Annotated in this window: 12 protein-coding genes; 7 read left to right on the plus strand and 5 right to left on the minus strand. The window is 47.7% G+C overall.

Annotated elements, in window-relative coordinates:
- Positions 1-4: 4 nt before the first annotated feature.
- The gene (typA, locus tag JOY44_RS06220; protein WP_171572796.1) at positions 5-1,801 is read left to right on the plus strand and encodes a translational GTPase TypA; all 1,797 of its coding nucleotides are present in this window, start codon (positions 5-7) and stop codon (positions 1,799-1,801) included.
- Positions 1,802-1,919: 118 nt separating this feature from the next.
- Here the strand turns inward: typA and JOY44_RS06225 are convergent, their stop codons facing one another.
- From JOY44_RS06225 to JOY44_RS06235, 3 genes are all read right to left on the minus strand, one after another.
- Positions 1,920-3,077 (minus strand): ABC transporter permease, encoded by a 1,158-nt coding sequence (locus JOY44_RS06225; protein WP_197985011.1) that lies wholly within the window; start codon positions 3,075-3,077, stop codon positions 1,920-1,922.
- A 49-nt stretch (positions 3,078-3,126) separates the two neighbouring features.
- A complete protein-coding gene (locus tag JOY44_RS06230) occupies positions 3,127-3,966 on the minus strand; it encodes an Npun_R2479 family HD domain-containing metalloprotein (protein ID WP_171572797.1) in 840 nt (279 codons plus the stop codon).
- A 194-nt stretch (positions 3,967-4,160) separates the two neighbouring features.
- Positions 4,161-4,652, minus strand: a complete 492-nt coding sequence (locus JOY44_RS06235) for an acyl-CoA thioesterase (RefSeq protein ID WP_171572798.1) — start codon at positions 4,650-4,652, stop codon at positions 4,161-4,163.
- A 245-nt stretch (positions 4,653-4,897) separates the two neighbouring features.
- Here JOY44_RS06235 and JOY44_RS06240 point away from each other — a divergent pair, with 245 nt between their 5' ends.
- The 4 genes from JOY44_RS06240 (at position 4,898) to JOY44_RS06255 (ending at position 7,980) form a co-directional block, all read left to right on the plus strand.
- Positions 4,898-5,749: a universal stress protein gene (locus JOY44_RS06240; protein WP_171572800.1), complete on the plus strand. Its 852-nt coding sequence runs from the start codon at positions 4,898-4,900 to the stop codon at positions 5,747-5,749.
- A gap of 233 nt (positions 5,750-5,982) precedes the next feature.
- Positions 5,983-6,969 (plus strand): pentapeptide repeat-containing protein, encoded by a 987-nt coding sequence (locus JOY44_RS06245; protein WP_171572802.1) that lies wholly within the window; start codon positions 5,983-5,985, stop codon positions 6,967-6,969.
- 104 nt (positions 6,970-7,073) lie between these two features.
- The gene (locus JOY44_RS06250) at positions 7,074-7,691 is read left to right on the plus strand and encodes a Crp/Fnr family transcriptional regulator (RefSeq protein ID WP_171572803.1); all 618 of its coding nucleotides are present in this window, start codon (positions 7,074-7,076) and stop codon (positions 7,689-7,691) included.
- Between the two features lie 133 nt (positions 7,692-7,824).
- On the plus strand, positions 7,825-7,980 hold the full coding sequence (locus JOY44_RS06255) for a hypothetical protein (protein ID WP_171572804.1): 156 nt from the start codon (positions 7,825-7,827) through the stop codon (positions 7,978-7,980).
- Here the strand turns inward: JOY44_RS06255 and JOY44_RS06260 are convergent.
- Complete coding sequence (locus tag JOY44_RS06260) at positions 7,959-9,293, minus strand: proton extrusion protein PcxA (protein WP_171572806.1); 1,335 nt, start codon at positions 9,291-9,293, stop codon at positions 7,959-7,961. The genes JOY44_RS06255 and JOY44_RS06260 overlap by 22 nt on opposite strands.
- 91 nt (positions 9,294-9,384) lie before the next feature.
- Between JOY44_RS06260 and JOY44_RS06265 the strand changes: the two genes are divergently transcribed.
- Positions 9,385-11,592, plus strand: coding sequence for a recombinase family protein (locus tag JOY44_RS06265; protein WP_171572807.1), 2,208 nt, complete (start codon positions 9,385-9,387; stop codon positions 11,590-11,592).
- Positions 11,593-11,756: 164 nt separating this feature from the next.
- Entirely contained in the window at positions 11,757-12,071 is a 315-nt protein-coding gene (locus JOY44_RS06270; RefSeq protein ID WP_203031942.1) for a hypothetical protein, read from the plus strand.
- Here JOY44_RS06270 and JOY44_RS06275 read toward each other — a convergent pair.
- Positions 12,052-14,721 (minus strand): chloride channel protein, encoded by a 2,670-nt coding sequence (locus JOY44_RS06275; protein ID WP_171572809.1) that lies wholly within the window; start codon positions 14,719-14,721, stop codon positions 12,052-12,054. The two genes, JOY44_RS06270 and JOY44_RS06275, sit on opposite strands and share 20 nt — an antisense overlap.
- Positions 14,722-14,756 lie beyond the last annotated feature (35 nt).

Consider the following 14,756-nt stretch of genomic DNA (forward strand, 5'->3'; position numbering starts at 1 on the left):
TTTTATGACTCTGCCAATTCGTAATGTTGCCATCATTGCTCACGTTGACCATGGCAAAACTACCCTTGTTGATGCCTTGCTGAGACAGTCGGGCACATTCCGAGAAGGAGAGGAGGTGCCAATTTGCGTTATGGATTCCAATGATTTGGAGCGTGAGCGCGGCATTACCATCTTGTCGAAAAATACGGCGGTTCGCTACAAAGATACTCTGGTCAACATTGTTGATACTCCTGGACACGCGGATTTTGGCGGTGAAGTAGAGCGGGTGCTGGGCATGGTGGATGGTTGCATCCTGATTGTGGATGCCAACGAAGGTCCAATGCCTCAAACCCGTTTTGTGCTGAAGAAAGCGTTGGAGAAGGGTTTGCGCCCGATTGTGCTAATCAATAAGATTGATCGTCCCCAGGCTGATCCTCATGGAGCTGTGGATAAGGTACTAGATCTATTTTTAGAATTGGGTGCGGATGATGCCCAGTGCGAATTCCCATACTTGTTTGCATCGGGAATATCGGGTTTTGCGATCGATCATTTAGAAGATGAACCCGTTGACATGAAGCCTCTATTTGAGGCATTCCTGCGGCATGTTCCCCCTCCAGTGGGTGATCCTTCTGCTCCGCTTCAGCTTCAGGTTACGACCATTGACTACTCCGAATATGTGGGTCGAATTATCATTGGCAAGATTCACAATGGTGTCATTCGGATGGGGCAACAGGCAGCGCTGGTTACTGAAACAGGCGCGATCGTCAAATCAAAAATCAGCAAGCTGATGGGATTTGATGGCTTAAAGCGGATTGACATTGAAGAAGCGTCTGCTGGCAATATTGTGGCGATCGCTGGGTTTGCCGATGCCAACATTGGTGAAACTGTTACCTGCCCAAATGAACCCCAAGCTTTGCCGCTGATCAAGGTAGATGAACCAACGCTACAAATGTCGTTCTCTGTGAATGACTCACCCTTTGCAGGTCAAGAGGGTCAGTTTGTCACATCCCGACAAGTGCGCGATCGCCTGATGCGCGAACTTGAAACTAACGTTGCTCTACGAGTTGAGGAAACGGATTCTCCTGACAAACTCTTGGTTTCTGGCCGGGGTGAACTTCACCTTGGTATTTTGATTGAAACCATGCGCCGAGAAGGCTATGAGTTCCAGGTTTCTCAGCCACAGGTTATTTTTCGGGAAGTCGGCGGTCGCCCTTGCGAACCGTTTGAAACCTTAGTGCTTGACGTGCCCGATAGTGCATCAGGAAGCTGCATCGAACGTTTGGGGCAACGCAAAGCTGAAATGCAAGATATGCAAGTTGGGGGCAACGGACGCACCCAACTAGAGTTTGTAGTGCCTGCCCGTGGACTGATTGGTTTCCGGGGAGAGTTTATGCGGCTTACTCGTGGTGATGGCATCATGAACCACAGCTTTTTGGACTATCGCCCCTTGGGTGCAGATATTGAGTCTCGTCGTAATGGAGTCTTGATTTCGTTTGACGAGGGGGTTGCCACGTTCTACGCCATGAAAAACGCGGAAGATCGGGGAACATTCTTTATTGCGCCTGGAGTTAAGGTATATAAAGGCATGATTGTGGGTGAGAATAATCGTTCTCAAGACCTGGAAATCAATATCTGTAAGACAAAACAGTTGACCAACCACCGGGCATCGGGTGGAGAAGAACTGGTGCAACTACAAGCCCCGATGGATATGAGTCTGGAGCGTGCTTTGGAGTACATTGGTCCTGATGAACTGTTGGAAATTACTCCAGAATCGATTCGGTTACGGAAATTGTCGAAAGAAAAACGATTAGCAAAACGCTAAGTTTTCCATTTTGGGAGAATAAAACACATAAAAGCCCTTCTCGTGTATGAGAAGGGCTTTTGATTTTCAACCTGCCTTCTCAATCGAGAAGGCAGGTTTCACCTTCATTGGGCATTGCTTAGCGTTCCAGACTGCGCGGATCTAGGGCATCACGTAATCCATCACCCAGCAGATTAAATGCCAGTACGGTCAAGATAATCAGTAGGGCAGGAGACCAAATGAGCCAGGGTTGTAATACTAAGACAGACGCATTCGTGGCAAGTGAAAGCATATTTCCCCAGGATGGATCTGGCTGCTGAATGCCTAAACCGATCAGGCTAAGTACCGATTCTGCAACAATGAAATCTGGAATGGAAAGGGTCGCCGCAATGATGATGTAGGTGGCAGTTTGGGGCAAAATGTGACGCAGAATGATGTAGAGCGATCGCCCTCCCATTGCCCGTGCCGCCTGGACAAATTCTCGCTCTTTAAGCGACAGCACCTCCCCGCGAATCACCCGCGCTAATCCTGCCCAGCGGATGAAGGAAGTAATCAAAATAATCAGCAGAAATCGCTGAGCGCTGCTGAGACCCGTAGGCAACACGGCGGCTAGTGCAATCAATAAATAGATGCTGGGAATCGTCATCAGCACTTCTACTAGGCGCATCAAAATGACATCTGTCCAACCGCCAAAGTATCCAGAAATGCCGCCCACTAGCATTCCTAACGGAAAAGAAATTGCAATTCCAACCAGCCCAATGCTGAGGCTGATCCGTCCTCCATATACTAATCGGCTGAATTGGTCACGAGCTTGCTCATCGGTTCCCAGCAGATTCCACTTGCCGCCTTCAGTGCCAAACAAATGCAGAGTGCCGGGAATGCCTGGAAACACTTCCACTTCATCAAACTTGGGATTGGTGAGGGAAAATTGGGTTGGCAGGGGAAGCTTAATTTGAAATAGGCGGTAGGGTTCTCCTTGAACAAAGAAGCGAATAGGAGAGGGTTTGCTGCGATCGACAAGCAGCTTGCGATCGCCCGTTTGCAAATCTATCGGTCCTTGAATGGTTGGATAAACATGAGGACCCATCAAGCCTGGCTCATTCCAATAAATTTGAGTGGGTGGCAACAAAGCCCCATCGAGCTGAGAAGCGTAGGGATTGTAAGGCGCGACAAATTCAGCAGCAATGACCGCAAGATAAAAAGTGATCAGCACCAATGCCCCCAGTCGTGCCAGGGTATTGGTTTTTAGCCGTCGCCACCAGTTCATAGAAGAGAAGCCCAGATTTTGTCCATTCAAAGTAGCACACTAGGTTAGCATACTGACTAAATTTCCAACGGAGCCAGATTTACAAGTGTTCCAAATCCTCATGCTCTACAACAAACACATTGGAGTAAAGATTGGCAACGATCTGCTTACCCTGCTGAGTCAAAGAGAGGTACTGTAACGCATCTTGAATATAGGGGTACACTCCATGCCAGTAAAATTTGGGATAGTTTCGGCGCAAATCTCCAGGATGGCGATAGCCCAACGCTTTGTTCACCCCAGTTTCCTCAAACTCATAAAACAAGGCCCCAATTTTTCTGAGGTAGCGGGGGTCGCTGAGTTGCCCAATCAAATCAGATGCCCGAATCAAACCCGGAAAGTTCGTGGTTTCTTGGTGATCCTCTGCGTTAGGCACGGGGAAGCGCGTCAGTTCAATATTGTGCTTAATCACTTCAGCATCAATCAGTTTATGCCCGCCAAAGCGTTCATCAATAAAGAGCTTTGCCCGATCCACGTGGTAAGGCGTTAAGGCTGCATCGGAGGAACCGATGGAAAGGGGAATTATGCCGCCATCTTTGCCGGTTGCATAAAAACCATTTCGATCCTGTCGGCAAACGCCTTTGACGTAACCAATATCATGACAAACCAGTGCGATCGCAAAATGCAGCCAATCGTCACAAGACACGCCGCCTTCACGAATGTGTTTGCCGCGCAGAATTTCTTGCCCAACCAAGGCGACGAGAATAGAATGCTCAACATTGTGGTAAAGCGCATCACTATTGGCGATATTTTCCATCGCCATGGAGCCAACCCAGCCGATGATGTCTTCATAGTCTGACTTTAATCCGCCATAAGTGCGGCGGTAGCCTTCCTTTAGCTTTTTAACAAAGTCTTCGATTAATAGTTCAGTGGCATTAAACATGCTGTTTTTTAGCGAAACTGAGTGCGATCGTGATAGTTAAGCGTCTCCAGGAAGTTGATGTTGAACGGCATAAGTTTCTAAAGAAAGTTTTTATCATGACTTTCTAGCATTCTTTCACTGTATCCAATTGAACAGAAATTCTGTCTATTTTTACAGCCTTGACTAACCAAAATCAGGCCGATTGGAGAATCACCTTAGCTTTCTGACAGCCTAACCAGGGCGCTTTTGACGATGGGTGGCAATTGGCGCAAAATCTTGCCTTTTTCGCGATCAACCGCGACCAAGGTGACACTGGCCGACACAAACAACGTTTGCCCATCGGTCGATTCAATCTGATAATCCCAATTAATCCGCACCCCAGACATTTCTACCATGCGAGTTTTAACAATCGCCGCCATACCCATTCGAACAGGCTGATGATAGCGCAAGGCAAGCTCCACAACTGGCAAATCGCAGCCCAACGCGACTAAATCAGCAAATTCAACCCCAATCGATCGCAGGCATTCAATTCGGGCTTCCTCCATCCAGGAAATATAAGCGCCATGCCAGACATTCCCACCATAGTCTGTATGGTGAGGGTGAGCGATGACTGGATAGTCAAACCAGTTTGGAGTAGTCGCTTGCAAATCGCTTTGAAGCTCCCCTGTGGGTGGAAGCCGACGAGCATCTGATGGATTGGTAATCATTAGAATCGCTAATTTGGTTTTAATGCTATTTAAGCAATTACCGAGTCTTGCAGCTATGTAGGTTAGTACAGATTTGTGAAAAATTGTGGATTCAAAATACAGTTGATTGAGAGCGGCTAGGGATAAAGCTATTAATAGAAATAGATTTTGTTGCCAACGGATCTGATTACCAACGAATACCTATCTTCTGTAGCGATATAAATCACCTCCAGCACACTTAAAGTTTTGAGACGCAAGGCAAAATAATGATAGAAAAAATTCTACTAGCAAATTCCGGCACTGGGCATTCTGAAGAAATGTTGAAAGCTCTGATGGATATCCCTTCAATTCAGCGAGCGAGAGTGACTGTTCTGCATGTTGTTCCTGCTCAAACCACGACAGAAGCAATGACCGAACGGTGGGAAGAAGGCGGTAAGGTTTTAGCAAATGCAATCCAAACGCTAAAGCTTGACCCCAATCATGTCAATGCCATGCTGCGTCAGGGCGACCCGAAAGATGTGGTGTGCAAAGTGGCAGAAGAAATTGACGCAGATCTGATCATCATGGGATCTCGCGGACTCAAGCGCATCATGTCTATTTTAGAAAACTCGGTCAGTCAGTATGTGTTTCAGCTATCGTCTCGCCCGATGTTGCTAGTCAAGGATGATATTTATGTCAAGAAAATCAAGCGCGTCATGGTGGCGGTAGACAAATCTGAAGCATCCAAGAGTTGCTTGAAGCTGGCGCTGTTTTTGCTGCGCGATATAAAAGGTAGTCAGCTGACGTTGGTGCATGTGGATGCCAACATGAGTGCAAAGACAGAGCAGAAAACGGGCGCTGAAGCGGAAAAAGACGCTGTACTCGCTTCGGCGATCGCGGAAGCCAAAAAAATGGGCGTTGCGTATCAATGCATCTCGGCGGTAGGTAGACCTGGCGAACTGATTTGCAGCATTGCGGAAGATACCCACACCGACTTGTTAATGTTAGGCTCACCCGATCGCCGCCCTTCGATCGCGAAAGGCTTGCCCGACCTAGATCGCCTGTTGGGCACCTCCCTCTCAGACTATGTGCGGGTATATGCCAATTGCCCGGTGCTGTTAGCGCGAACAGCAGCCTAGGAAAAAGGCATGGGGGGCGAAAGCTGGGATTGAAATGTGAAACTTAAATCTCCTCTCGCCCCTGTTTTCTTCAAGCCTGCCCCTGTTTTCTTTAAGCCTGTAGAATGAATTAACGTCATATTCGATTTAGGATGCTGAACCTTAGAGATAGAATTGAGATTCGATCTAGCTTGATTCAGTAGCAGGTCTATTCCTTATATCCAAAACCCCATTTAGGAAATGATGGTATTTTGATGTCAATAAGCGATTTGGAGCGGTGCTACGGGATTTTAGGGCTGAAGTCGGGTGCTTCTCTAGAAGAAGTGAACCGGGCATATAAAGATCTGGTTTTAATTTGGCATCCTGATCGCGTTCCAACCGGTAATCCTCGCTTGGTCGAAAAGGCTGAGGAAAAAATGAAGGAACTCAACCATGCGCGCGATCGCCTACGCGATCGTGCAAACTCACAGGCGAGTTCTAACGCAACAGCCCATCAACCAACCAAAGGCACTCGTTCACAATCAGAGCCTCGTTCTCAGTCGCGACGGCATTATTATCAGCCCTATCCTCGCCCTCATCAGCACTATCAAGAGTCTGCCTCTCACGCCAAAGAGACACCCCGTTACACCGCATCCTCTGAGCAAACTGCAAATTCTCAATCTACCCAAAGCTCAAAGCCGCCAGAGCCACAACCTCGTTCGTCTTCAACTTTTAATCAGTCTGACCCCACTCGCTATCAGGCGTATTATCAAGCAGCTTCCTCTCAGGTGTCTTCAACATCGACTTCATCGACCTCTGCAACTAAACCTCCTGATCCACCCAAGCCCAAACCACCCCGCACTCCTGTGTATGAAGCTCCGGTTTGGCGATCGCCGCATCCGGATATGAGCGGCACCAATTTTAGTGGAGCCGATCTCACAGAACGAGATTTATCTCAGCGGAATTTAAGCAATGCCAATTTGAGCAATGCCAATTTAAGTGATGCGTTTCTGCACGGCATTAATTTAAGTGGAGCAAATTTGCAGCAAGCGAATTTATTTCGGGCAAATTTATTGCAAGCAAACTTGAGACAGGCAAATCTGAAAGATGCCAATCTCATTGGGGCAGATCTGAGTGGAGCAGATTTAACTGGCGCAGATTTGAGGGGCGCTAAGGTGACTGCGGGCGATCGCGTGATGGTTAAACTGACTGGAGCCGTTTTAACTGGAGCAATCCTGCCCGATGGTCGCATCCATAGTTAAATCTACATAAGCAAAACTTAACCAAAAGCCAACCTGCCAATTAACTTCTCTTGATCTAAGAGTTGTAATCTAGGCGACATCGCTACAAGAATAGGATGTTGTATATGCTTCAACTCTCTACTTCCAAAGCTCCTCAGCGTGATTTGCGTCAATTTTTGGAAGAAGTTTATCAAGGGAGGCACTTGCAAGCATTTTGTGCCGGACAAACGATTCCAATGAATCCTCAAGATATTTGGGTTGTCTGTCGCGGTGTGGTTCAGTTGAGTACGCTTTATCCAAATGGAGATGAAGCCTTGCTTGGGCTAGCATGTTCGTCGATGCCGTTTGGTTTACCCTTATCACTCATTTATCCCTATCAGGCGATCGCCATGTCAGATGTAGATTTGATGTGCATGACAATGGCTGAGGTGCAGCAGTCACCTGACTTAACGAACGAAATTTTCTTGCATCTCAATCGCCGACTGCGTCAGGCAGAAGCCATGCTAGCAATGGCGGGGTGCCGTCGAGTTGAAGATAGGCTGCGTCAGCTTTTGCTACTGTTGCAGATGGAAATTGGTTCTCCTTGTTCTGAAGGAACCCGCTTAAGTGTGCGATTAACCCATCAGCATTTGGCCAGCGCGATTGGCACTACGCGAGTCACCGTAACTCGTCTACTTGGTAAACTTAAGGATGAAAGCTGGCTGAAACTGGATAGTGGTCGTCATATTGTCTTGCTGCAATAATCAGGTGCTCAATCGCTGCGGATAACCTCTCAACTGAAACAGCCAACCTTTGTAAATTGGCTGTGATAATTTTTTATGCCGCGACATTTGCGATCGCAGATGCTCTAAGTGGAACCGAGCCTAGCCATGCAACGTGCTGATTTGGTCTACCGGAACCGATCGCTATTGCTCCCTAATACCCTTTGAAGGGGTTTCTGTGGTTGCAATGGGCGTGGGCGGTGTGCAGGTACTTAGCGCGATCGCTGCCTTATTGGCTGAGATTTATTACTACTCATTCATGTTTTTATAAGTAGCCACGGCAGAAGGAGAAATGCGATTGAGATAGCGGAAAATCCAATATTTGAAAACAGTGTCTAAAATAACGGGGAATGTGGCGATAAATAGAAAGTTAAAATCCTGATTGGGAGGCAATCCAAAATGCTTAGCGAGTCCTTCTAACAGAACTTCCCAGCCATGGGGAGAGTGAAAGCCAACAAACATGTCAGTAAACAAGATAATGATAAAGGCTTTGGCACTATCGCTTAATCCATATACTGTTTCATCGATAAAAGATTTAAGCGTTTCTAGCCCTCTACGACTGGTGGCCAGCACGATCGCAAAGGCAACAGCAGAGAGCAAATCTGAAAACACATTCTTGACCGCGCGAGCACTCAGCTTGGAATAAACCTCTGCAATTTCTTCAGCTTTTTCTTTCAAAAGCGTGTCAGTATTAGTGTTCTCTTGAAGCCTTTCAGTTTGAGCAGTGCCTAGAAAGCGATTGAACTCTAATCGTTCTCTAAAGCTGTTAAATTCTCTCATTGCTTCCGATTCCAAATCGCTATTGAGAAAAATGCCCGCTTTTTCTGTTTGCCAAACTCTATCCACCAGCGGACCAACAATGAAAGCTTTAGAAATTTGTTGAGTGAGCAGCGGCACAATGATCAACAGTAAAATTAGCCGAATTGATATAAGAGTCTTTGCCTTAGAAAAACGAAAAGTTTGAACAACCTGTTCCTCAGAGTTTGGGTCTAAATCTCGCTTAATTCGATTTAATGTGCCTAAAATTGAGCGAGGTAGCACACCTGTTTTATCTAGAATGCTGCCATCGTCGTCTTCATCAGTCGCGCGATTATATACGAGATTGCCAGTGTTTTGATCAATAACATTTCCACTGCGAACCGATAGATTGGTGTTGTTCCCTTGAGCAAGCGGAACCAAATTGGTTGATGAAGGTTTGTAGCGATCAAGAATCTGATCAATAAACGCTAGTTTTTCTAATACGGTCGCTGCTTGCTCTTGAGTTTCAATGTATGAACTGCGGCGATTATAAAGCGTGGAATTTGTAGAATCTACAATGACTCGGCTAGCTCTAAATTCTGTTAAGCGAACCTCCGCAAACTTCAAATATTTATTCAGTTCAGATTGAAAATAAATAAGCACATTTTCACTATGCTTAGTAGATTTTTTAGAAATTTTTTCACCATCAAAATGCTGATCTTCAATTGCCTTGATCATTAGAGTGGCTTCATATGCCTGCTCAAGTGCTCTTTCTGGTGTTTTTAAAAGCCATTGGTTAGCACCTTGTAAGTACTGACTGATCGATGTTAGAAAAGATGATCTCATGATGGGAACAGGTTCACCGTTTAGATATTATTTTTAGACCAGCCATTAAAGTTAAGGTAAGAGAGATTCTAACAAAATCATTTGAAGGCAATTGGTTAAGCAGGAACGAATCTGGATTACGGGAGCAACACGAAGCGGGAAAACGAGCCACTTAATCCGCCAGTTTTACCAATGGGTTGCAGTTGCTCAACCTAATGCGGCTGTGCCTGCTTCCTACACGCTAGCGGCTCCGCATACATTGGAGCCAGCATCTGACTTGTTGCCGTCTACCGGACTGCCGGGAATTTTGGTCTTTGCAGCAATTGGCGATAATCGAATTGATTTGGTCGATCGCCTGGTTGCCGCAACTCAAAGTCAATATTCTTTTAATTCCACAACCCCGCTTGGGTTTTTTCAAGACGAAGTGACGCTGTTTTGGCCTTTGCTGATTCAACAGCTTGACTTAAAGGCGCAGTTTCCCCTACGGCTCAATCCTGAAAATGAGCAAGAGCTTGCCGCTCGACTTTGGCAACCGGAAATTGATCGAGTGATTGGATCGCAAGCAGCCATAAATGAGGCGCGATTAGTTAGAAAAATTTTGGATCTGCTGCAACTTGCAGGGCTGGCTGGCATTCCCGTTGAGGACATTCCGCTTCGATTGCAACAAGGATTGGCAAAACAAGATGGCGAACTGCCAATTCCGTTTGAAACTGTTGGAATGATGTTGCAGCAATGGCAGCAGTGGTGTCTGGAACGAGGTCTGCTAACTTACGGGATTACGGCAGGGCTGTATTGGCAGTATTTATTGGAACATGCCACCTATCGATCGCACTTGATTCAACGGTATTCGCTAATTTTGGCGGATGATGTGGATGAGTATCCGGCAATTGCAAGACACCTGTTTGAACACCTGCTCAACGCTGGAGCCTCTGCGGCATTTACGTTTAATCCAGATGGAGCAGTGCGCTTAGGTTTAGGAGCCGATCCTACCTATTTAGCAGCACTTGCCAATCAGTGCGAAATTGTGGAATTGAGCGATCGCCCGACCCCCAGCTTATCCGATGATCTCGGCGAAACGTTGGTAGAGTTTGCCATCAATCCGTTAAGGTTCTTGGCACTGCCGGAGTCAATTCAGGCAATTCAAACCGTTTCGCGGTCTGAATTGTTGCGTCAAACCGCCGAGACGATTATTGCCGCTGTGCAATCAGGTCAAGTGGAACCAAGAAACATTGCGGTGATTAGCCCCGGTTTGGATGCGATCGCCCGGTATGCCCTGATCGACATTTTGACCAAACATCAAATTCCGGTTGAATCGCTCAACGATCAGCGCCCCCTGATCAGCTTTGCCATCGTGCGCGCGTTGTTGACATTGCTAACTCTCGTCTATCCCGGTTTGGGTCGCTTAGTAGATCGGGATGCGATCGCTGAAATGCTCGTTGTTCTAGGCAATCGAGGACAGATCCTTGACAGTCGCTCAGCTACGTCTTCAAATCCTACCTACCCTACTCTCGCCATTGACCCCGTGCGCGCTGGCTTACTTGCCGATTATTGCTTTGCTCCTCATCCGGAGCGCCCTCGGTTATTGCCAGCTACTACCTTTCCGCGGTGGGATCGGTTAGGCTATCAAACCTCAGAGGCTTATCAGGCCGTGATTCAGTGGATCGAAACTCAGCAATCTCAGTTAGAACAACGCCTGATTCCGAATGTCGTTTCATTGCTTGATCGCGCCATCCAGCATTTTCTCTTAGGCGGCAGTTCTCTCGCATTCGATCAATTGTCTGCCCTTCGTCAACTAATAGAAACGGCACAGCATTATTGGGAAGTAGCTGACAGGGTGCGCCGTAGCAATGCCGCGGTAGATCAGGGAGCGACTCGCCAAACTGCCCCACCGACCGTCACTATCAGCCAATTCATTCAGCTTTTACGCAACAGCACAGTCACGGCTAATCCCTATCCAGTGCGCCCCATAGGAGCCGCAAGTAATGCCGTTACTTTAGCTACGGTATTTCAGTACCGCTCTAGCCGCCGCGTTCATCGCTGGCAATTCTGGTTTGATGCTGCCTCCCCTCGCTGGCTTAGCGGTGTAGATGCTTTATTTGCGTCTCCGTTATTTTTGCAAAATTGGTCAGGTGGCTTGTGGACTGCCGCTCATGCAATGGATGCCAATGAGCAACGCCTGCGCCGCATTCTGCTCGATTTGCAATCGCGGACGGAAGAACGGATTTATCTGTGTCACAGCGATCTAGCGACCAGTGGTCAAGAACAAACAGGCGTACTGCTAACACTGGTCAATGCGGCTACCCTATTCACGACCTTGTGATTGAAACAGAATCAGACAAATGGCGCAAAGGTTTGCGTTAAAGCGTAAGGAGGAATTGAGAATTATTTTTTATAGTTGGAGTGAGGCGCTACAAAGAATCCCGTTCCAAGAATCAAAAGAGGGGTTAGCGCTCTTCAACTAGCGCAGTTTACCCCAATTACACAGTGCATATCGTGAATGGATTAGTAGAATTTTATCGAGGATGGATGATTGAGGTAACTGCGACCGAGAGTGGCTTACGGTTGTGCTGTCGCTCTCCTCTGGGAGAAAAATTGGTTAATCCGACGGTGTATCACAATCATCGAATTGCCTTGACTACAGCAGTTCAGGTGATCAATCAGTTTTTTGCCTGTCAGTCGCTACGTCAAGTGTTGCGAGAGGTTTATGAAGCAGAAGGACTCAGTTTTGAAGAGTGGAAGCAGATGGGGCGATCGCTAGATTTTGCGTCTCGTCATCAGTTTACGCAGTTGCCTTCCTAACTAAGATCACAGTGCAATCACAATTTCGGGCGATCGTTTCTGGAATATTGCCCTGAATGGCTTGTTGTAATAACCCTTCTCGACTAGCTCCTAAAACAATCACATCGCACTGATTATTTTGCGCCATGTCTACCACCGCTTCTGCCACTGAATCAGCGCAAACGGATGTAATCGCTACCGATGCCTGAACTTGCTGCTGGAGGAAGGATGCGCTTTTTTCAAGCGGACTGATATCGTAGCTCTGGTCGTTGGGAGAAGAAACATGGCATAGCCGAATTTCTGGCTCGTGGCTCAATGAGACTAAAGCGGGTAGCAGAGTTACGGCATATTCTGCGTTAGGTCCACCCCCAATGGGAACTAGCCATCGTTTTAGCCGCGTTAATCGCAGTAACATCTGAACCGATGCTTCTTCTGATTCAGGGGATTGCAAAGATTCATTCAAGTGTAACTGAGAGCCAATTAACGCGTCTCCCATTTTTACTAGCACTACATCGCAGCCTGCTTGACGAATTGCAGTATCAACGGTGTCGCCAAAAATGCGTCCCGGCGTTGAGGTACTCCCTTTCCAGCCCATCAGCAACAGATCAATATGACGCTCCTTGACGGTTTCTAGAACGGCTTCAGCGGTGCTGTGAGCGGCTCGAATCTGAGTATGCACTGGAATACCCCAGGCATTTCCTTGGTGAGTGGCCCGTTTTAGAATGCGACGGCTTAGGGTTGTATTCACGGCTGCTTCCGATGGAGAACTATGACGCGGCACGGCGATCACTTGCAAGCACTCAATTTCATAGTTGCGATCGCGGGCAATCACCAATGCCAGCTTCATGAGTCCATTCATCGTTTGAGGATTGCTCAGCGGCACCAGCAAACGTCCTTCCCCTAAAGCGGGCGCTTGGGTTTGATACACCACATAAGACGGCTCTGGCTGAGGACCCACTCGTTCCGAGCCACCGCGTAATTTTTCCGACTCCACCTGCAAAATGTCACTCCGGGTAATGATGCCCACGAGTTTCCGATGAGAAACCACGGGCAACCGAGAAAGCTTGTAGGTTGACAGGAGATAGAGAACCTGGCTGAGAGCATCCTCCGGGTTTACCGTAATGGGCTGCGGGGTCATAATGTCTTTGAGAACCGCCTGGTCCGGTAAGGTTAGCTGAGTGATTTTATCGAGATCTGTTTGCGTCACAATGCCCACCAGTCGTCCTTGAGTCACTACCGGAAACCCACGATGGTGAGATTTGGCGAATGCTTCAACTACTTCTACTAGCGTCATTTGGCTAGGCAGCGTTTCTACTTTTTTTTGCATGACCGCCGCCGCCGTTAAGGTTGCCCAAAGTCCATCACTGATGGCATCTGAAGCCAAATGAATTCCTTTTAGCTCTAATAAATGGGTATAGAGGGAACCCGGAGCCAGCCATTCAGCGACTAAGTAAGCGGTGACTGAGCAAATCATCAGCGGCAAGATCAGGTTGTAGTTCAAGGTGGTTTCAAACACAATCACGATCGCCGTGATAGGCACCTTTGCAACTGCTCCAAAAAAACCTCCCATGCCTGTCAAGGCATAAATGATGGGTTCACCTCCTAACACTGTTCCGGCACCTAAGCCGACTAACTGCCCCAAAGCTGCCCCTAGCACCAAACTGGGAATAAACAATCCTCCGGGGGTTTCGGCACTGCACGCCAACACCGATAAAACAAACTGCACGACAAAAGCGCTGGCAGTAATGCGCCAATCCGCGGTGCCCATGGTTAAAAAACCTTGCAGCGTTGTAGTATCGCGAAAAGCAGGCGGCAATAGCGCGATCGCGCAACCAGAGATCAGTCCTGCCAATCCAATCTTCCAGGGCAAACTAAACCGTAGGTAGCGGCGGCTAAATTTCAAGCTTTCCAAAATGCTGCGATTAAATGCGGCTGCGAAGACTCCAGTTAGCACGCCCAGCAACAGAAAAAATGGAATTTCTTGAGGCGAAAAACTGGTTTGATTTAGGGCGGACTGACTCACCAGGTTAAGGCTAGGTCCTGACAAAACTCTAGAGACTACGCCCCCGGTAAATGAAGCCAAAATTGCCGTTCCCAAAGTCAGGCTGGAAACATCATGCAACAACTCTTCGATGACAAACAGCACACCCGCAATTGGCGCATCAAAGCCCGCCGCCAAACCCGCTGCTGCTCCCGCCGCAATAAGTTGACGTTGATGATCGGGCGATCGTGGTGCCCATCGGCTTAATTGTGCTGCCAATGCCGCCCCAATTTGTACCGTTGGACCCTGCCGACCCAGTACCAAGCCAGAGCTTAGCGCCAACAGAGTGCTGAGCAGTTTCACGATCGCCACCCGCAAATTTAAAGCGATGGGCACATAAGCAAGGGCTGCTTTAACTTGAGGAATGCCACTTCCAGCGGCTTCTGGGGCTAAGCGCTCGATCAACAAGCCAGATAACATGCCACCTAATAACCCAACCATTGGCAATAGCAACCAAGCCGGGAGCAGCAAAGATTCCCGCACTCGCCAGCTTCCAAACCAGTGAACGCCTTGCTTCAGCAACACTGCCGCCGATGCTGCAACTAAACCAATTAGAACCGCTTCAAAAATTGCTAGCCGCTTTGGTTTCAACAATTGACGAAAGGAGTTGAAAGCAGTAAGAGGCAACATAAATTATTTAGAAAATAGAACCAAACGCTTTACAA

Origin of the sequence: Leptolyngbya sp. Cla-17, from assembly GCF_016807185.1 — a bacterium.
Lineage (GTDB): Bacteria > Cyanobacteriota > Cyanobacteriia > Leptolyngbyales > Leptolyngbyaceae > ULC077BIN1.